The sequence below is a fragment of the Flavobacterium enshiense DK69 genome, assembly GCF_000498495.1.
In the GTDB taxonomy this organism is placed as follows: Bacteria; Bacteroidota; Bacteroidia; order Flavobacteriales; family Flavobacteriaceae; genus Flavobacterium; species Flavobacterium enshiense.
Map to the genome: position 1 here is coordinate 120634 of NZ_AVCS01000009.1, position 20922 is coordinate 141555.

A 20922-nucleotide genomic window follows, 5' to 3' on the forward strand; every position below is an offset into this window, starting at 1 on the left:
TGTGGTGATACCTGATAATGGAATTCCTTATGCTTTAAGCGAACTGAAGCAACTGGTTTATAACAAATGTGGTTTTGTGCTTTTAAATCCATTAGAGGAGAAAGAAAGTGCCGATTATGCCGCTTGTCGTTTTCAATTGAATAACCTGAATGTTGTATTCCGTTCGGCTAAAATAACACCAACCAAGATCGGTCAGTTTGTTACGCTATGGAAAAGAATCGAAAACGGACCCATTCAGCCATTCGACTTTTCCGATGATGTGGATTTATTCGTTATCAACACAAAAACCGAAAATCATTTCGGGCAATTTGTATTTCCTAAAGCTGTGCTTTTAGAACAAGGGGTGATTTCTTCCGGGTTGAAAGACGGTAAACGTGCTATTCGAGTCTATCCGCCTTGGGATATAACAATAAGCAAGCAAGCGAAAAAAACACAAAGCTGGCAAAGGGACTATTTTTTTGAAATCCCATTTGACGGATTGATAGATTTGGATCAGGTAAAGAAACTTTATTTCCAGAAACTTTAATAAAAAAACCTTACAGTCTTTCAATGGCTGGTAACTTTTGTTCAGGAAGTTGAGGAGATTGTAGTTAGCTAATCCCTGACAGTGTAGATTTACGATCCGTATCTATTAAGTAAAAACAACAAAACTCACTATGTAAAGTCTCACTTCTTTGAGTCATAATTGAAAGAAATGCTGATAACTCAGGTGATTTAGTAAAGTGTCTAAATAAAAAAAGAGGTCATATTTCTATGACCTCCCAATAAATTCTTGATTTACTATCACCCTACACTTTAACAATAGATAGGATAGCATCCGAAAAAGAACACGTTTGTAGTGCCTCTTATTCAAACAAACATTAAATCAAAAATCTTACTGTAAAATTACATCTTTTTTAAATTGTAACCAACTGAAAAAGAGATTTTAAGAAAATTTTATTTGCGTTGTGTCAAGTAATACACGGGAATACCTGCCAGCATGATTAAAACGCCCCATCCGCAAGTAGAGAATTTCGTAATCAATAATGAAATACTGATAGCCGACGCGACTACAATATAAAACAACGGCAAGAACGGGTAGCCAAACGCTTTATATGGTCGTTCTGCATCAGGTTGTTTTCTTCGTAAAATAAAAATCCCGTAAATGGTAAGTATGTAGAAAATCAAAACGATGATAACCACGAAATCTAATAAATCACCATATTTCCCAGTCAGACACAAAAAGGAAGCCCAAACACATTGCGACCAAAGTGCCCATGCCGGTACGCTGAATTCATTTAAATGAGCTGCTTTTTTGAAGAACAACCCGTCTTTGGCCATCGTGTAATATACGCGGGCTCCTGCCATGATCAGCCCGTTGTTGCAGGCAAAAGTGGAAATCATGATCATCACAGCGATTATTAATGTTCCGATATTTCCGAAGATGTTGTTGGCTGCTACTACCGCTACACGATCTGATTTGGCAAAAGCGATTTCTTCCAAAGGCACTACGGCGACATACATTACATTGGCCAGTACATAAATAATTGTTACGATAAAGGTTCCCAAAAACAAGCTCAGTCCTACATTGCGCTGCGGATTTTTAATCTCTCCCGCAATAAACGTAACCCCATTCCAGGCATCACTCGAGAATAAAGAACCCACCATCGCAGCCGAAATTCCGGTAATAAGACTCATGCCAGATATAGGAAGCCAGGAACCGCTTTCGGCATTCCAAGATCTTGTCGTCCAGGTATCGGTCCAGTTTGCGTCCCAAATCTGGCCTTTGGCAGCCATTAATCCGAAGACAATCAAACCTACTAAAGATGCAATTTTGATGATGGTCAGAACGGTTTGCAGTACTTTTCCGTTTTTTACCCCACGACTGTTGATGAAGGTTAAGAGTATAATCGTAAAAATAGAAACCAACTGCGCAGCATTTAGTTTGAACGATCCGATTTCGTATAAAACATTCTCATCACTCACCGCCGGAACAAGGTATGCGGCAAACTTTGAAAAAGCCACACCAACTGCCGCGATGGTTCCGGTTTGTATCACGCCAAAGAAACTCCAGCCGTACAAAAAGGCGATGAGTTTATTGTAAGCTTCTTTTAAGTATACATACTGTCCCCCCGCTTTTGGGAACATGGCGCTCAGTTCGCCATAACTAACAGCGGCAATAATGGTAATCAATCCCGACAATAGCCATATGATTAATAACCATGCGGTAGATCCAACCTGACGGGCAATGTCGGCACTTACAATAAAAATTCCCGAGCCGATCATCGAACCAACTACAAGCATGGTTCCGTCCAATAATCCTAATTCACGTTTAAAATGTTGCTGTTCGTCTTGCATAAAATTTTTGTTAAATTGCTCTAAAGATATAAAAACATCCTTTTTAGTGATACTTTTTTTTGTAACTTACGAAAAGCTAAATTCTTACGATTATGGAAAGTGCAAAAGAATACACAAATGGAGAAATCACGATTGTTTGGAAGCAACACTTGTGTCAGCATTCCGGTAATTGCGTTCGCGGATTGCCTGAGGTTTTCCGCGCCAAAGTCCAGCCGTGGATTAATCCCCGCGGAGCCAGTTCAGACGAAATGATGGCTCAGGTGAAAAAATGTCCGTCAGGTGCTTTGTCCTTTTATTATAATAAAGATAAAAAAGGGGACTAGTTCAGACGTGTTTCCATTTGGGTGTAGTTTTTGAAATGGCATGTGTATTTGAGAGAATTCTTTCAAAGGGTTGTTGTGTTTAATTTTCAGGTTTTAGAAACTGCCGACTGAGCACTTTAATCTGATTACTTTCTTCCTATCTTTGCCTCATGAATGAAAATCTGAATCCTAATAAAGAGCGTTTCACCCCTCAGGAAGTCGATATTGAAAAGGCATTGCGTCCATTAAGTTTTGATGATTTTACCGGACAAGATCAGGTCTTGGAAAATCTGAAAATTTTCGTGGAAGCGGCAAATCTTCGTGGTGATGCTTTAGATCATACTCTTTTTCATGGTCCTCCCGGATTGGGGAAAACCACGTTGGCTAATATTTTAGCAAACGAATTGGGCGTTGGCATCAAAATCACTTCCGGTCCCGTATTGGACAAACCCGGCGATTTGGCGGGACTGCTTACCAATTTGGATGAGCGTGACGTTTTATTCATAGACGAAATCCACCGCTTAAGTCCGATAGTGGAAGAATACCTGTATTCCGCAATGGAGGATTTCAAGATTGATATCATGATCGAAAGCGGACCCAATGCCAGAACGGTGCAGATTAATCTGAATCCGTTTACACTGGTGGGAGCTACTACACGCTCCGGATTGTTAACAGCGCCAATGCGTGCGCGTTTCGGAATCCAAAGTCGCTTACAATATTACAATACCGAATTGTTAACCACCATCGTTCAGCGAAGTTCAGCGATTTTAAATATGCCTATTTCTATGGAAGCCGCCATCGAAATTGCCGGTCGCAGTCGCGGAACGCCTCGTATCGCCAATGCACTTTTACGCCGTGTTCGTGATTTTGCGCAAATCAAGGGCAACGGTAAAATCGATATTGAAATTGCCCGATATGCCTTGAAGGCTTTACATGTAGATGCGCACGGCCTGGACGAAATGGATAACAAGATTCTTACGACCATTATCGATAAATTCAAAGGAGGTCCTGTGGGTCTGACCACTTTGGCGACCGCTGTTTCCGAAAGCGGCGAAACCATCGAGGAAGTATACGAACCGTTTTTAATCCAGGAAGGATTTATCATCCGCACGCCAAGAGGAAGGGAAGTTACCGAGAAAGCCTATAAGCACTTGGGGAAAATCCGAAATAATATCCAAGGAGGTCTTTTTTAGGGCATTCCCCGTAGGGTCGGGCTTTCGCACTCGCTTTTTTAGTTCCGCGAAGCTCCACTAAAAAGAGCTCAGACAATTGCTCACCCGAACGAAGTGAACTGATCGCAGATAATCCCTAATGCGGCCCATGAGCATTAAAATTTGCTCAATTCGGAAAATCTGCGTGATTTTCATAATGTGATTTCAAATGATAAACCAGCAATCAAAATATACCCAAATGATAAAGTCCGAAGCTGCTCGCCTCGGGTTTTTGTCATGCGGTATTTCCAAAGCTGGTTTTCTGGAAGAAGAAGCGCCGCGACTGGAACGTTGGCTGAAAAACGGAATGCAGGGCGAAATGCATTACATGGAAAATCATTTCGACAAACGCCTCGATCCGACCTTATTGGTAGATGATGCCAAAAGCGTTATCTCCTTACTGCTGAATTACTATCCGTCGGAAAACCAAAATCCGGAAAGTTATAAAATCTCGAAATACGCTTACGGAGAGGATTACCACTTCGTCATCAAAGACAAGCTCAAAGACCTGCTGCAATTCATCCAAACCGAAATCGGAGAAGTGTCTGGGCGCGCGTTTGTAGATTCAGCACCAGTATTGGATAAGGCTTGGGCGGCCAAAAGCGGCTTGGGTTGGATTGGCAAAAATGCCAATCTGCTTTCTAAACAAGTAGGCTCCTTCTTTTTTATTGCCGAATTAATTGTCGATTTGGATTTGGACTACGATACCATCACCACGGATCACTGCGGGAAATGTACTGCCTGTATTGATGCTTGTCCAACGGAAGCTATTGTGGCGCCGTATGTGGTCGATGGCAGCAAATGTATTTCCTATTTCACCATCGAATTGAAAGACAATCTTCCTGAAAGTATGAAAGGTAAATTCGATGAATGGATGTTCGGCTGCGATGTTTGTCAGGATGTTTGTCCGTGGAACCGTTTTTCAAAACCGCATAATGAACCTTTATTTAACCCGAATCCCGAATTGCTGTCGTTTTCCAAAAGAGACTGGGAAGAAATCACCGAAGAAACTTTCCGCAGGGTTTTTAAAAATTCGGCCGTAAAAAGAACCAAGTTAAGCGGACTAAAGCGCAATATTGATTTTTTAAAATAATCAGGTTTGGTTTTTATTCCTCAATTTCAAAACCATGAATTTTGAAAAGAAATAGGCGATAACCGCCATAGCACCACTGACAATAATTGCCCCGATTAAAATAGTCAATCCTGTATCTTTCAGATTTTCTTTCCAGTTATCGACGTCAAACACAATGGGATTCTCGAAAAACAACGATCCGATCTTATAATTCAAAAGCATGAAAAACGGACTGGTGAACGGGTTCGAAATAATGCTTGCTGCTAATGCAATCGCTAAATTAAATTTCAATATCCGGCTTAATACAATTACAAGCGGTGTTCCCAACCCGAAAGTGGGAAATACACTGATGAATGTTCCAATGGCAGCTCCCCATGCAATCTCTTCCGCACTGTTGTGTGATTTGGCGATCTTCCAAAAAAAATCGATTATAGCTTGCCTTTTCATTTAATACTGCCTTTAAGGAACCGCTTGTGCGGTAAGTAAGTTAGTAAGATCTCGAAAAAGCGTACAACGTAATAGGAAATCCATTGTTTAAAACGGATTAGCTTGCCGTTTCTGTTTTGAAACGCTTCCGATGTTATTTGTTTGCATTTCGACATAATATCGATCAAATGATTCCGGTAATTTTCCGCAAAAAGTTCCGAGTTGATTGAGGTGTTCATTTCGATACTGGCCTGGGAACTTAAATGGTTCAGGTTGAACGAGCCAATAGTGGTCCATTTTTTGTCGACAACGGCCGTTTTTCCATGTAAAATAGATTGGCGCCATTCATAAAGTTCGATATTATTCTTTAATAGAAAGGCATAATAATAATTTATGGCCGACTTAACCAATGGAACATCCGAAACTTCCGAAAGTATAAGTCGGATACGGACGTTTCTTTGCGCTGCCCTTTTAAGTGCCTGGGTAAGTTTTCTTCCGGGTAAAAAATAACCGCACACGATGATGATTTCGCTCTGTGCCGTTTGTATGGATTTCAGATAGGCGTTCTGAATTTCGTTTTTCCGCCGGAGCCAATCATTTTGAATTAGTTTTATAGTGTTTCGGTTGTTTATTTCTCCTGGCAGTATTTTTCCGTTAGGACGTTTTCTTTTTTTGAAAAAATAGTAATAGCAAATCGATTGTGCCTGTTGTGCGATTGAACTGTCATTGATTAAAACGGCATAGTCCAGCCAGGGAGCTTCTGTTGAAGTGCGATCATATTTTTCGGCAATATTTATACCGCCAATTAGGACGGTTTTGGCATCGGCGACGATAATTTTATGATGCAGCCGTCTTCCGAAATAAAACGAATGGTAGGAAAGCAGAGGGGCGAAAAAACGAAAATGGATACCGCTTTGTTGTAAATCGGCGACAAATTCGTCCGGTAAAGAACGCGAACCCAATCCGTCCAATAAAAGATATATGTTTACCTTGCGCAAAGCGGCTTTTTTGAGAGCGTTGGCTATTTTGTTTCCGGTAATATCATCTTCCAGGATGTAGGTTTGAAAATGAATTTCGCTAGTGGCTTCGTTTATTAGTTTTAGCAGCCGGTCAAAGTAATCTCTTCCACTGTGCACGAGTGTGATTGTGTCTGCAGCAAAGTTTGAAGAAAAACCATTTTTCATTTTCTGTCATTCAAAATTAATCGGTATGGGTTGAAAGTCTGCTGTTTATCAATTTAGGAATAATAAATAAACTGGACAACAACTTAATGATACTTTCTTTTTAGGTTTTTTAAGGTTAAAAATGTTAACCGCTTAAAATCAGGCACTTGTAAATGTAGTGATTTAATATAGATAAATTCTTGTAAAACTTTTTTAAAGATTGGGGGCAAAAATTTCAATTATTCTCATCATCCTCATATCTTTGTTAGTTAGTAAATAAACAAATCATGCACAAAGACAGTAAAAGAAGAGAAGCTTTATTATACCACGCTAAACCCACCCCTGGTAAAATTCAGGTGGTGCCCACTAAAAAATATGCAACACAAAGAGACTTGGCATTAGCCTATTCACCTGGAGTTGCCGAGCCTTGTTTAGAAATCGAAAAAGACGTTGAAAACGTTTATAAATATACTGCAAAAGGAAACTTAGTAGCTGTAATTTCAAATGGTACAGCAGTATTAGGTTTGGGGGATATCGGTCCTGAGGCCTCAAAACCCGTAATGGAAGGAAAAGGTCTTTTGTTTAAAATCTTCGCCGATATTGATGTTTTCGATATTGAAGTAGATACCAAAGATGTTGAGAAATTCATCGAAACCGTTAAAAATATAGCGCCAACTTTCGGAGGTATCAATTTAGAGGATATCAAAGCGCCAGAGTCTTTTGAAATCGAAAGACGTTTGGTGGAAGAATTGAATATTCCGGTTATGCACGATGACCAACACGGAACCGCAATTATTTCGGCAGCAGCATTATTGAATGCTGTGGAATTAGCCGGAAAGAAAATGGAAGAGGTAAAAGTTGTGGTTTCAGGAGCAGGTTCGGCAGCTATAGCTTGTGCGAAACTGTATGTGTCGTTTGGCGTAAAAACTGAAAATATCGTAATGTTCAACAGTAAAGGGGCATTACGTAAAGACGATCCTAATATTTCCGAGATGCAAAGACAATTTGCTAGCGATAAAAAATACGAATCACTGGGCGATGCGATGCAAGGTTCAGATGTGTTTATCGGTCTTTCTTCGGGAGATATAGTAACGCCTGAGATGTTAATGGGAATGGCTGAAAATCCAATCGTTTTTGCGATGGCGAATCCAAGGCCGGAAATCAATTACGATCTGGCTATTGCTACCCGCAAAGATATTATTATGGCAACCGGTCGTTCCGATCATCCTAACCAGGTGAATAACGTGCTTGGTTTCCCGTTCATTTTCCGTGGTGCCTTAGATGTTCGTGCGACAAAAATCAACGAAGAAATGAAAAAGGCAGCGGTAATTGCCTTAGCGAACCTGGCAAAGGCTTCTGTGCCTGAGCAGGTTAATATTGCTTATGGTGAAACAAAGCTGGCTTTTGGCCGTGATTATATCATTCCGAAGCCGTTCGACCCGAGATTGATTGCCGAAGTGCCGCCTGCGGTTGCAAAAGCCGCCATAGAATCAGGTGTTGCTACAGCACCTATTACGGATTGGGGGAAATACCGAGAGGAGCTTTTGGAACGAATGGGCTCGGATAACAAAATGGTTCGTTTGTTGCATAACCGAGCGAAAACCGATCCTAAAAGAATAATTTTCGCCGAAGCCGATCATTTGGACGTATTGAAAGCTGCCCAAATCGTGATGGAGGAAGGCATCGGAAAGCCTATCTTGTTAGGAAATAAAGAGACGATTTTAGAATTGAAAGAGGAAATCGGTTTTGACGACGATGTGGTTATTATCGATCCTAAAACCAAGGAAGAAGAGGGAAGAAGAAACCGTTTTGCTGATGTATATTGGGAAGCCAGAAGACGAAGAGGAACTTCGTTGTTGGATGCTCAAAAGTGGATGCGTGAGCGTAATTATTTTGCTGCCATGATGGTGAATGAAGGCGAGGCGGACGCTCTCGTTACAGGGTATTCCAGAAGTTACCCGACTGTAGTAAAACCAATGCTGGAACTAATCCCAAGACAGCAAGGGGTTCATCGTATTGCAACCACAAACATGATGATGACTAAACGCGGTCCTGTGTTTTTAGCGGATACAGCCATCAACCCTAATCCTTCAGCTGAAGACTTGGCCAGAATTGCATTAATGGCTGCGAAAACGGTGCGTATGTTCGGAATGGAACCTGTAATCGCGATGGTTTCTTTTTCCAATTTCGGATCTTCCTCTGCTGAAAGTGCAGTGAAAATCAGAAAAGCCGTAGAAATTTTACATGAATTCCATCCGGATTTGATTGTAGATGGTGAAATTCAAACCGATTTTGCGCTAAATCAGGAAATGTTGGCAAGTAAATTCCCGTTCTCGAAGCTAGCCAATAAAAATGTAAATACTTTGGTGTTTCCTAATCTGGATGCGGCCAACATCACTTACAAAATGTTGAAAGAATTGAATAAAGTGATGTCTGTGGGGCCAATTATGATGGGGTTAGATAAACCGGTTCATATTTTTCAGTTGGGAGCCAGTGTGGAAGAGATGGTAAATATGGCAGCCGTTGCGGTGGTTGATGCCCAGGAAAAAGAAAAAAAATTAAAACAGATAGTAGTAAAATAATCTAAGAAAAATCTTTTATCCGATAAAAGTGAACTTCCTCGGTTCTGATTATCAGGATAAAAGATTTTTCTTATTTTTGATAGAACAATTAATAAGTATGATTGCGCATATTCAGGGAAAATTAGTAGAAAAAACACCTACTGAAGTTGTAATTGATTGTAACGGAGTAGGTTATCATGTTAATATTTCATTGCATACCTTTTCTTTACTGCCGGAATCCGATTATCTGAAGTTATTTACTTTTCTTCAGGTGAAAGAAGATGCCCATACATTATTTGGTTTTGTCGAAAAAGCGGAACGTGAGCTGTTTAAACTTCTATTATCCGTTTCCGGTGTGGGAGCCGGAACAGCAAGAACTATGTTGTCCTCAATTGCTCCGCAGCAGATTATTCAGGCAATCGCTTCGGGTGATGTGGCTGCCGTGCAATCGATAAAAGGTATCGGGGCAAAAACTGCCCAACGCATTATTTTAGACCTGAAAGACAAGGTGTTGAAAATATACAATTTGGATGAAGTGTCTTTCTTACAAAGCAATACAAATAAAGATGAAGCGTTATCTGCTTTGGAAGTTTTAGGATTTGCCCGAAAATCGGCTGAAAAAGTAGTCGACAAAATTGTAAAAGCAGAGGCAGATGCTTCTGTGGAAACTATTATTAAACTAGCTTTAAAAAACCTGTAATCATTTGAAAACACAATATATTAGAAACTTTTTCAAGATATTTAAAATTAGGGCAACCTTATTGATATTGTTTTTTGGTGTTTCCATGCACGCGCAGGTTGATGAAGAAGAGAAGGATTCGATTAAAACAGGGGTCGATTTAGGGCATTTGGAAATGGGTAATCCTCAAAGTATTACAGAGGCATATACCTATGATCCTGCTTCTGATCGTTATATCTATACGAAAACCTTTGACGGTTTTAATATCAATTATCCAATTATTTTAACGCCTAAGGAGTATGAAGAACTCTTGACTCGTGAGTCTATAAGGGATTATTACCAAAAGAAATTGGATGCCATCGATGGTAAAAAAGAAGGTTCGGAAGAAGCAAAAAAAGATTTATTGCCGAGATACTATGTGAATTCAGGTCTGTTCGAAACCATATTCGGTAGTAACACAATAGACATTAAGCCTACAGGGTCCGTCGAGATGGATTTGGGGATTCGATTTACAAAACAGGATAACCCTTCGTTTTCGCCAAGAAACAGAAAAAGCCTTACTTTCGATTTCGATCAGCGAATCAGTTTGAGTCTTCAGGGTAAAGTAGGAACGCGTTTGATGGTTAACATCAATTATGATACGCAGTCGACTTTTGCCTTCCAAAACCTGATCAAATTAGAATACACTCCGACGGAAGACGATATCATACGAAAAATTGAAGTCGGTAACGTAAGTTTCCCGTTAAACAGTTCCTTAATTCGCGGAGCGCAGAGTTTGTTTGGGGTTAAAACGCAATTACAGTTTGGTAAGACGACTGTAACGGGGGTTTTCTCCGAGCAAAAATCGCAAACAAGATCTGTATCTGCCCAGGGTGGGGGAACATTGCAGGACTTCGAGTTGTTTGCTTTGGATTATGATAACGACAGGCACTATTTCCTTTCGCAGTATTTCAGAAATAAATATGATGATGCATTAAGAACCTATCCTGTCATCAGTAGCAGGGTTCAGATTACGCGTATTGAAGTTTGGATTACCAACAAACAAAACCGCGTTAATGCGAATGACAATAACTTAAGAAACATTCTTGCTTTACAGGATTTGGGAGAAGGTCAGTTAACTGATGCGGCAGGTAATGATATTACGGATTCTACCGTTGGTGTGCATGATCAGAATATTAACAACTTTTACCTTGGATCTACATTTAATGTACCGTCGAACAATGCCAATAACCGTTTTGATCCTTCATTGATTGGAGCCTCTAATGGTTTACTGAAACCGGAAATCCGTGATATAGCTAAAGCTAACCTCGGATTTGTTACTGTTCCGCCTGATGGGGTTAATGTTATAGAAGGCAGGGATTATGCCAAACTGGAGAATGCCAGAAAATTATCACCAAGCGATTATACCTATCATCCGCAGCTAGGATACATTTCCTTAAACCAGCGATTGGCGAATGATGAAGTTTTGGCTGTCGCTTATCAGTACAGCATTGGGAATGAGATTTACCAGGTGGGTGAATTCGGAACGGATGGCGTTGATGCGACCGAGATAAGTGGCGGGATACCGACGTCACAGAGTTTGATACTGAAAATGCTGAAAAGTAATCTGAACAATATTGATCAGCCGGTATGGGATATAATGATGAAAAACATCTATCAGATTCCTGGAGCCTATCAGTTGTCTCAGGAGGATTTCCGATTCAATATCCTTTATACGGATCCTTCACCGTTGAATTACATTACTCCGGCTCCGGCAGGAGGTATAACACAACCTGCCATTCCGCTTCCGGTGGATAACCCTGCTACAATAAATGTTGATGAAGCAGTAGCCGAAACACCACTTTTGAGGGTGTTAAATTTGGATAAACTTAATTACACCAATGATCCACAAGTTGGAGGTGATGGGTTTTTCGATTTTATTCCGGGAATGACAGTAGATACCCAAAACGGACGATTGATTTTTACTACTGTAGAACCATTCGGAAAATTTTTGTTTGAGAAGTTGAGAAGCTCTCCAACGTCTGGCGAAGATTATGAGGGTGATCCAACAAATGGATCCGATTATAATTCGAATCAAAGAAAATATGTATTCCGAAGTTTGTATCAGAAAACACAGGCTTTAGCACTTCAGGAAAGTGAGAAGAATAAATTTCAGTTAAAAGGAAAATTTAAATCAACCGGAGGTGACGGAATATCCATTGGCGCTTTCAACGTGCCTCAGGGTTCAGTTGTGGTTTCCACGGGAGGACGTGTTTTGGTAGAAGGTGTGGATTATACTGTAGATTATCAGAGAGGCCGTGTTCAGATTTTAGACCCTACGCTTGCAAATGCCCCAATAGACGTTTCACTTGAAAACAACTCGGTTTTCGGACAACAGACAAGACGTTTTTACGGAGTTAACGTAGAGCATAAAATCAGTGATAAATTCCAGGTAGCAGGAACATTCCTTCGATTATCTGAAAAACCGTTTACGCAAAAATCAAATTACGGACAGGAATCCGTAAACAATACTATAGTTGGCATGAACGGTAACTTTTCAACAGAAGTTCCGTTTTTTACCCGTATGGTAAATAAATTGCCTAATCTTGATACGGACGTGCCTTCTAATTTATCTTTCCGAGGAGAGATTGCTTATCTTATGCCGGATGCTTCCAAAAATGACAGTTTTGATGGAGAGGCGACCGTTTATATAGATGATTTTGAAGGTTCTCAATCAACCATAGATATGCGCGCTCCTCTGTCTTGGTCATTGGCTAGTACGCCTTTGGAAGGAGATTTGGATGGAGTTCCCGGTGAAGCTGCCGATTCTCCGTCAGATGATTTGTCGGTTGGACACAAAAGGGCTAAATTATCCTGGTATACCATAGATCCGGTGTTTTACGTGGAATCGCAACGACCATCCGGAATTTCAGAACAGGATATGCTTACTAACAGGGTACGACGAATCTACAGTGACGAGTTATATCCAAATACTGATATTGCCCAAGGACAGACTACTGTAGTGAGTACGCTCGATATGACGTATTATCCTGGCGAAAGAGGGCCTTACAATTACAGTCTTCAGGCGAATCCTGCCACTGATGCTTTGGCCAATCCTACAGGTAACTGGGGCGGAATTATGCGTCCGATCAATTCAACCAATTTTGAACAGTCCAATGTGGAATACGTTCAGTTTTGGATGATGGATCCTTATTATGGACAAAATCCGGGAGATACAACTCCGGTGACCAATGTCGGTAAACTGACAATCAACTTGGGGGAAATTTCAGAAGACATTCTTAACGATGGAAGAAAATTATACGAAAACGGATTGCCGGAAGTAGGCTCTACTATTCCAACTCATGTCTCAAATTGGGGTAAAATTCCGTCGGCACAATCCTTAATTTATGCTTTTGATTCCGATGAAGCAAACCGAGCCCTTCAGGATGTGGGGTTAAACGGATTAAGTGACGCTGAAGAAGCAGTTAAACATTCGCTATTTGCTGCTAATCCAGATCCATCGGCTGATAACTATCAATATTATCTGAATGCCAGCGGGGATGTGCTTCAACGCTATAAAAAATATAATGGTTTAGAAGGGAACTCGCCGGTTAGTTTATCGGATACCAACAGAGGATCCACAACTTTGCCGGATGTAGAGGACATCAATCGTGATAACACGATGAACACGATTAATGCCTATTATAAATTTGAAGTGGATATTAAGCCGGAGATTGTAATAGGCCAGAATTATGTTGTTGATATTAGAGAGAATAATTCTGTTCCACTGGCTAATGGAACAACAAAAGTAAGATGGGTTTTATACAAAATTCCAATTCAGGAAGCAACCAGTAAGGTTGGTGAGATTTCTGATTTTCGTTCGATTCGTTTCATGCGTATGTTCTTAACGGATTTCCCGGAAGAGCTTACCCTGCGTTTTGGTTCCCTTGACTTGGTGCGTGGCGAATGGAGACGCTATTTATCTTCAATGGATGCAGATGCGAATAATGATAGCGATAATACAGGTTTTGATGTGACATCCGTGAATATTCAGGAAAATGGCGATAGATTCCCAATTAACTATGTAATGCCTCCCGGAGTAGCACGCGAGCAGTTAAATAACAATAACTCGATTATCAATCAGAACGAGCAATCGCTTTCGTTACGAGTGTACACAAAAGAACCAGCAACAATTGGTGGTCTGGAACCAAAAGATGCCCGCTCTGTGTTTAAGAATGTGAATGTCGACATGCGTCAGTTTAAAAAATTGAGAATGTTCCTTCATGCGGAATCTTTGGAGACAAGCAATGATTTGAAAAAAGATGAAATGGTGGCCTTTCTTCGCTTCGGAAACGATTTTACAGAAAATTTCTATGAAGTTCAGATTCCGTTGGAGCCAACCGCTTTTGGAGAAAAAGACCCTGCTAAAATTTGGCCTGCAGCCAATGAAATTGATTTGGCTTTATCGTTACTTACGCAGTTAAAGATTAGAGCTTTACAAGGGACACTTCCTCCGGACGACGATTTGACGGACGGTATTCAGTTCGTTAATGAAGATTTTCTTGACGGATCGCTGGCTGGAAAAGAAAACCTGTTGCGAATTGGGGTAAAAGGAAACCCTAATTTTGGTCTGGTAAGAACTTTAATGGTTGGGGTCAGAAACAGAACAAATCCTGATAAAACAATTCGTGGGGAGGTTTGGTTCAACGAATTGCGTATGTCTGAAATGGATAACAAAGGAGGCTGGGCTGCTGTAGCTGCCATGGATACAAATTTTGCCGATTTTGCCGACGTTTCTGCGACTACCAGAAAATCAACTATTGGATTTGGCGGATTGGAAGAGGGGCCAAACGAGAGAAGCCGTGAAGATGTATTCCAGTATAATGTGGTAACCAATGTTAATGTAGGGAAATTGCTTCCTAAAAAATGGGGAATCACTATTCCGTTCAATTATGCTGTAGGAGAAGAAACAATAACGCCAAAATATGATCCTTTCTATCAGGATATCGAATTGGAGGAGTTGTTGGATGTGACTCAGGATCCGGCCGAAAGGGATAACATTGAAGAGCGCGCTATTGATTATACAAAGCGTACCAGCATTAATTTTATCGGTGTTAAAAAAGAGAGAGCCCAAGATCAGAAACAGCATTTCTACGATCCGGAAAATTTAACTTTGTCGCATTCGTATAACGAAACGAATCACCATGATTTTCAGATTGAGAATATGCTGGACCAACAGGTGAAGACCTCTGCCGATTATGCTTTTGCCTTCAAACCAAATTCTGTGGAGCCTTTCAAGAAGACAGAATTCATGAAGAAGAGCAGTTATTGGAAGTTGCTGAGTGATTTTAATTTCAGTTATTTGCCGACTACGGTTTCTTTTTCAACCAATATACTTCGTCAGTATAACAGGCAGAAGTTCAGACAGGTTGAGGTGGAAGGTATTGGTTTGGATCCATTATACAGAAGAAATTACCTGTATAACTTTAATTACGGATTTAATTACAGTTTTTCCAAGGCATTGCGTTTCAGCTATAATGCGGCAACAAATAACATTGTCCGAAATTATTTTGATGAAAACAAAGTCCCTATCGATGATCTGACTATCTGGGATGATTATTTCAATGTAGGAGAGCCTAATTTACATACGCAGCAATTGATAGTTAATTACGATTTACCGATCAATAAAATTCCGTTTTTGGCATTCGTTAAGTCTGTTTATTCGTATACGAGTGATTATAGCTGGATGCGTTCTTCAGATGCTCTTTCTTCAGTAGTAGATGAACAAGGGGCGGTTTGGTCTTTGGGTAACACTATTCAGAATGCGGCATCCCATAAGCTGAATACTACTTTGACCATGGATTTATTCTATAAATACATAGGATTGACAGCTAAGAAGAGTAAAAGTGCCAAGCCGCAGCCTAAACCTGCCACGCCAAAACCAGGGCAAAAAGTAACGGCTGCCCCAACAAATGTAGCGGAAGAAAGAAGCTTGTTTGGAGAAAGAATGATAGGATTGGTTACCGCATTAAAAACACTTCAGGTGAATTATACCCAAAATGAAGGTACTATGTTGCCGGGATATTTGCCAAGAGTTGGTTTTATTGGAACTACTAGGCCTACCGTTGGTTTCGTGTTGGGAAGTCAGGATGATGTGCGTTACGATGCCGCCCGAAACGGTTGGTTGACATACTATCCCGAATTCAACCAGAACTTTACGCAGGTAAACAATAAAATTCTGAATGTAACAGGGCAATTGGAACCGTTTCCGGATTTTAAAATTGATATTCTGGCTGATTGGCTTAAGAGCAAGAATTTTTCTGAACAATACGACGTGTCCCCAGACGGACATTATAATTCACGTTCGCCGTACACCTTTGGTAATTTTTCGATGACGACGATTCTTATTAGCACGGCTTTCAGTCAAAGTGATGAAAACGTATCCACAGCTTTCGATGACTTCAGAGAAAACCGTTTGAAAATTGCTAATCGATTGGCTATAGAACGAGGAATTGATATTAATAATCCTGACAACATTGACGCAGACGGCTATCCTAAGGGGTATGGGAAAAACAGTCAGGCAGTTTTACTTCCGGCATTCTATGCGGCCTATAAGGGAACCGATGCTTCGAAAATCAAAATGGAACCTTTCAGGGATTTGCCGCTTCCTAACTGGAATGTTAAATACACCGGGCTAATGCGTTATGGCTGGTTTAAAGATAAGTTCAAACGTTTCTCGCTACAGCATGGTTATCGTGCTGCATATACGTTAAATCAGTTCCGCTCTAATTTTGAATACTACGAGGATCCAAATCCGAATGTATCGTCTGGAACTGTTAATTATCCGACTAAAGACATTATTTCCAATGTGAATCTGGTGGAACAGTTCAATCCGTTGATACGAATGGATTTTGAAATGAAAAGTTCGATTAAAGTTCTTGCAGAAATGAGGAAAGACCGTGCCTTGTCGATGAGTTTTGATAATAACTTGCTGACGGAAGTAAAAGGTAATGAATACATAGTAGGTTTGGGTTACCGTGTTAAAGATGTAACTTTCTCATCTTCTTTGGCGGAAGATCCTTCGGGAGTTATCAAAAGTGATATTAACCTGAAAGCGGATGTGTCATACAGAAGCAATAAAACGATTGTTCGTTATCTGGATTATGATAACAATCAGTTGGGTGGCGGTCAAGATATCTGGTCAATCAAATTCACTGCCGATTATTCGTTCAGCAGAAACCTGACTGCCATTTTCTATTATGATCATTCGTTCTCAAAAGCAGTTATATCTACTACATTCCCGATAACAAATATTCGTTCAGGATTTACACTACGATATAACTTTGGAAATTAAAGGAAAAACATTTTATAGTTAACGCGAATAAATATACATTTGTCGAATAAAAATTAACACAATGAATATACCAGCTAATTTAAAGTACACAAAAGACCATGAATGGGTTAGCATTGATGGCGATGTTGCAACTGTAGGGATTACAGATTTTGCACAGAAAGAACTTGGAGATATCGTTTACGTTGAAGTAGAAACGTTAGATCAAACTTTAGCAAAAGATGAAGTTTTCGGTACTGTTGAGGCAGTAAAAACGGTTTCTGATTTATTTTTACCGCTTTCAGGTGAGATCATCGAGTTCAACGAAGAATTGGAAACAACTCCGGAAGCTGTTAATTCAGATGCTTATGGAGCAGGATGGATGGTGAAAGTTAAAATTTCTGATGCTTCTGAAATCGATTCATTGTTGTCAAGCGAGCAATACAAAGAACTGATTGGAGCATAAGAAAAATTTTCTTTTTGCTGTTCTCTGGACTGCGGTAATAGGCGTGGCATGCTTGCTTAGTACAGGCAATATGCCCAATGTGGCAGTTTTTGGTAAAGACAAAACGATACATGCTATTTTCTATTTTGTTTTTTCTGTATTGTGGTTTTTGTTTCTCACTAAGGAAGTACCCAAACTGACATTTGCCCAAAAGGCTTGGTTTGTTCTGGCTTCTTCTTTTTTATACGGTGGAATAATAGAAATTTGCCAGGGTCTGTTTACCGCTACTCGACAAGCCGATATGTATGATGTAGTTGCTAATGTGTCCGGCAGTATAGTCGGAATCATAGTTCTGCATTTTGTGATGAAACCCAGAGAGGGCAACGCTTCAAAAAAATAGTACAAATAAATCTCCCACTTCGGGGGATTTTTTTATTTTTATCGCATGGATATAAGACAATATTTGGATTCAACCTACTTAAAAACAGCCTCCCAAGCCGGTTTGACAAAAGCCCAGAACAGAGAAGTTGTTAAAAATTATGTGCGGGAAGCCATTGATGAGAAATTCAAACTGATAATGCTTCGTCCAGACATGGTTGCTATGGCCAATGAGATGGTTTCCCAAGCGAATTCAAAAGTCTGTATAGGGACAGTGATAGATTTTCCGGATGGAAATGGGTCGCTTGAAAAAAAGCTAAATGAGGCCAATATGGCAATAGCTGATGGCGCAGACGATCTCGATTTTGTAGTCGACTATGAAGCGTTCAAGCAAGGTGAGGTTGATTTGGTGAAAAAACAAGTGTTGGAAGGAACCCGTTTGGGACTTTCTCATAACCGGATCGTTAAGTGGATTATTGAAGTGGCTGCTTTGGATGCTCATCAAATTGTCCAACTTACTGCGCTGATTAAAAATGTGGTCATCGCTAATTTTAAGGAAGAGCAGTATGCCAGTGTCTTTGTAAAGTCTTCCACCGGTTTTTATAAAACAGAAGCAGGTTTGCCTAATGGAGCAACCACTCCGACGATAAAACTGATGATTGAAAATGCTTTTCCGTTACCGGTTAAGGCAGCTGGAGGTGTGCGTAGCTACGAGGAAGCAATGGAGATGATTTCGCTCGGAGTAAAACGAATCGGAACATCATCAGCCAAAGCCATCACCGACGGTCAAGTGTCCCAAAACGAATATTGAATTAAGAATCTATCACAAGAATAACTATCAGATATAAAGCCCCAAAAAATCTAGTTATAATCCCCAAAATCAAATGAAGTATTTATTACCGTTATTTTTTTTCTTTGGCTTCGGCCAATTTGTTACTGCTCAAGTTAATTCCAAGGAACAGTTTCCGGTTTTTCCGGACTGTAAAGTAATTACTGCCCGTGAACAAGAGGCTTGTTTTTATAATCAACTCCAGAATTTTGTCTACGACAATTTTAAAGTACCGCAACCAGTTACCGATCAAAATTTTAAAGGCAATGTCATTGCTCTTTTTGAAGTAGATACTACCGGAACATTCAAGGTGCTTTATGTTGACGCTGCATATCCGGAATTGGTTGATGAAACGAAGCGGGTATTTTCGAAATTGCCAAAAGTCGAACCTTCCAAATATGCGGGAAAGCCTACGTATTCAAAATATTCTATAAAAATTGCCATCCCAACGGTTAAGCCGGCTGTTTTCGGTGCGCCGGCAATAGTGGATCAGGCTCAAAAGAATGCAACCATTGATCCTAAATCGGAATCGAAAGAATATGAATCGGTAAATTATCAGAAGTTCGACAACCCTCAGTATAAAAGCAGTTTGAATATTCCTTTTACGCATACGGCTTATAGTGAGTTCGATGCTTCTCTGAATCAGGTTGGAACTAACAATCATACTGCTTCAAAACCTTACGTTTATACTGAGGTGACCAAGTATCAGGATTTGGAAGGGATGTACAAACAAAACCTGCTTAAAAAGGAATCTTGGTTCGGCCGTAAATTGTGGAACGAACATTTGATTGCGCTTAAAGGCGATATTTATTGGTTTACCCTGGATCCGATTTTTGACTTCCGATTAGGGAAAGACTTCAGCAGCGAAACCGTTGATAATACTTTTGTAAATACCCGAGGTATAAATGTTCAGGGAGGTCTTGGGGAACAGTTGTTTTTTACAACATCAATTTTTGAAAGCCAGGGAAGATTCGCCGATTACTACAATGAGTATGCTGAATCGATTAAACCTTCGGGTGGAAATCCGGCTATTATTCCTGGAATTGGTATTGCGAAACGATTTAAAGAAGATGCCTATGATTTTCCTTCAGCCGATGCGAACCTTATGTTTGCGCCTGCTAAGTTTATTAATCTTCAGCTTGGTTATGGTCGAAATTTTATAGGAGATGGTTACCGCTCTTTGTTTACCAGTGACGCGGCAAGTCCGTATCCTTATTTTAAAATTAATACCACATTCTGGAAAATTAAATACACAAATACATATATGTGGCTGAAAGATGTTCGCCCTGAAGTTACCGTTGATGGAACTTATGCGTCAAAATATATGGCCAATCACTATTTGAGTTGGAATGTATCAAAACGTGTCAATATTGGTTTCTTTGAATCGGTTGTCTGGACGGATACTAACGGCAGAGGATTTGATATGAGTTTTGTTAATCCGATTATTTTCTTCCGTTCCGTAGAGTTTTCATCTTCCTCAAAAAGCGGAAATGCTACTTTAGGATTCGCTTCCAAATATAAATGGAACAGTAAAGTAAATCTGTATGGGCAGTTTTTCCTGGATGAATTTTCATTGGATGATATGAAGACAGGCAATCAAAGCTGGAAGAATAAATTTGCCTATCAGTTAGGAGCAAAATACTATGATGCTTTCAAAGTTAAAAATCTGATGCTTCAGTCGGAGTTCAACCTGGTTCGTCCGTATACATATTCGCATAGTTCCGCTATCACTAATTATGGTCACAATAATCAAAGCATGGCTCACTTATGGGGAGCGAATTTTTATGAATTGGCGCTTATCGGACGTTATTATAAAGGAAGATGGTTTGCTAATACGAAGTTAACATATGGAGTAAAAGGGTTCGATTTTGAAAAACCAGCTCCGGATGCCGAGATCGCTAATTCCAATTATGGGGGAGATATCTATCGCGAATATGATCAGGATCGTTATGCTGACACCGGTGTAAAAGTCGGACAGGGAAACAAAACCAATATCCTGATTGCCGATTTGCAGGGAGGTTATGTGGTTAACCCTGCCATGAATCTGAAAATTTTCGGAAATTTAATTTACCGAAACTTTGATCCGACCGCTGAAGTTAACAGTGAGACTTTAAAAATTACTCGAAGAAGTACAACTTGGTTTTCCATAGGTTTGAGATCGGATTTATTTAACTGGTATTACGATTTTTAATTTTTTATAAATTTTTTTC

General features: G+C 40.1%; 14 protein-coding genes. 11 read left to right on the forward strand and 3 right to left on the reverse strand.

The features are described 5' to 3' along the window. Nucleotide 1 precedes the first annotated feature (1 nt). Nucleotides 2-526, forward strand: a complete 525-nt coding sequence (locus tag FEDK69T_RS06430; RefSeq protein ID WP_023573342.1) for a MepB family protein — start codon at nucleotides 2-4, stop codon at nucleotides 524-526. A gap of 410 nt (nucleotides 527-936) precedes the next feature. Here the strand turns inward: FEDK69T_RS06430 and FEDK69T_RS06435 are convergent, their stop codons facing one another. Next, entirely contained in the window at nucleotides 937-2337 is a 1401-nt protein-coding gene (locus tag FEDK69T_RS06435; protein WP_023573343.1) for an APC family permease, read from the reverse strand. A gap of 92 nt (nucleotides 2338-2429) precedes the next feature. Between FEDK69T_RS06435 and FEDK69T_RS06440 the strand changes: the two genes are divergently transcribed. The 3 genes from FEDK69T_RS06440 (at nucleotide 2430) to queG (ending at nucleotide 4943) form a co-directional block, all read left to right on the forward strand. Next, entirely contained in the window at nucleotides 2430-2660 is a 231-nt protein-coding gene (locus tag FEDK69T_RS06440) for a (4Fe-4S)-binding protein (protein WP_023573344.1), read from the forward strand. Nucleotides 2661-2809: 149 nt separating this feature from the next. Next, nucleotides 2810-3832, forward strand: coding sequence for a Holliday junction branch migration DNA helicase RuvB (gene ruvB / locus FEDK69T_RS06445; RefSeq protein WP_023573345.1), 1023 nt, complete (start codon nucleotides 2810-2812; stop codon nucleotides 3830-3832). 187 nt (nucleotides 3833-4019) lie between these two features. After that, nucleotides 4020-4943, forward strand: coding sequence for a tRNA epoxyqueuosine(34) reductase QueG (gene queG / locus FEDK69T_RS06450; protein ID WP_035630105.1), 924 nt, complete (start codon nucleotides 4020-4022; stop codon nucleotides 4941-4943). Here queG and FEDK69T_RS15415 read toward each other — a convergent pair whose 3' ends face one another. Both FEDK69T_RS15415 and FEDK69T_RS06460 read right to left on the reverse strand, forming a co-directional pair. After that, entirely contained in the window at nucleotides 4944-5369 is a 426-nt protein-coding gene (locus tag FEDK69T_RS15415; protein WP_051385084.1) for a DUF2062 domain-containing protein, read from the reverse strand. Beyond that, entirely contained in the window at nucleotides 5366-6532 is a 1167-nt protein-coding gene (locus FEDK69T_RS06460; RefSeq protein ID WP_023573348.1) for a phospholipase D-like domain-containing protein, read from the reverse strand. Before FEDK69T_RS06460 ends, FEDK69T_RS15415 begins: the two co-directional genes overlap by 4 nt. A 266-nt stretch (nucleotides 6533-6798) precedes the next feature. Between FEDK69T_RS06460 and FEDK69T_RS06465 the strand changes: the two genes are divergently transcribed. The 7 genes from FEDK69T_RS06465 to FEDK69T_RS06495 all read left to right on the forward strand — a co-directional run bounded on the left by FEDK69T_RS06465 (nucleotide 6799) and on the right by FEDK69T_RS06495 (nucleotide 20903). Beyond that, on the forward strand, nucleotides 6799-9093 hold the full coding sequence (locus FEDK69T_RS06465) for an NADP-dependent malic enzyme (RefSeq protein ID WP_023573349.1): 2295 nt from the start codon (nucleotides 6799-6801) through the stop codon (nucleotides 9091-9093). Nucleotides 9094-9190: 97 nt separating this feature from the next. Further along, entirely contained in the window at nucleotides 9191-9772 is a 582-nt protein-coding gene (gene ruvA / locus FEDK69T_RS06470; RefSeq protein ID WP_023573350.1) for a Holliday junction branch migration protein RuvA, read from the forward strand. A 37-nt stretch (nucleotides 9773-9809) separates the two neighbouring features. After that, nucleotides 9810-17084: a T9SS outer membrane translocon Sov/SprA gene (gene sov / locus FEDK69T_RS06475; protein WP_035630179.1), complete on the forward strand. Its 7275-nt coding sequence runs from the start codon at nucleotides 9810-9812 to the stop codon at nucleotides 17082-17084. A 61-nt stretch (nucleotides 17085-17145) separates the two neighbouring features. Next, the gene (gene gcvH, locus FEDK69T_RS06480; RefSeq protein ID WP_023573352.1) at nucleotides 17146-17526 is read left to right on the forward strand and encodes a glycine cleavage system protein GcvH; all 381 of its coding nucleotides are present in this window, start codon (nucleotides 17146-17148) and stop codon (nucleotides 17524-17526) included. Further along, nucleotides 17516-17905, forward strand: coding sequence for a VanZ family protein (locus FEDK69T_RS06485; protein WP_035630101.1), 390 nt, complete (start codon nucleotides 17516-17518; stop codon nucleotides 17903-17905). The genes gcvH and FEDK69T_RS06485 overlap by 11 nt, the downstream gene beginning before the upstream one ends. Before the next feature lie 45 nt (nucleotides 17906-17950). Continuing rightward, the gene (deoC, locus tag FEDK69T_RS06490; protein ID WP_035630099.1) at nucleotides 17951-18694 is read left to right on the forward strand and encodes a deoxyribose-phosphate aldolase; all 744 of its coding nucleotides are present in this window, start codon (nucleotides 17951-17953) and stop codon (nucleotides 18692-18694) included. Between the two features lie 73 nt (nucleotides 18695-18767). Beyond that, a complete protein-coding gene (locus FEDK69T_RS06495) occupies nucleotides 18768-20903 on the forward strand; it encodes a hypothetical protein (protein WP_023573355.1) in 2136 nt (711 codons plus the stop codon). The last annotated feature ends 19 nt before the right edge of the window (nucleotides 20904-20922 follow it).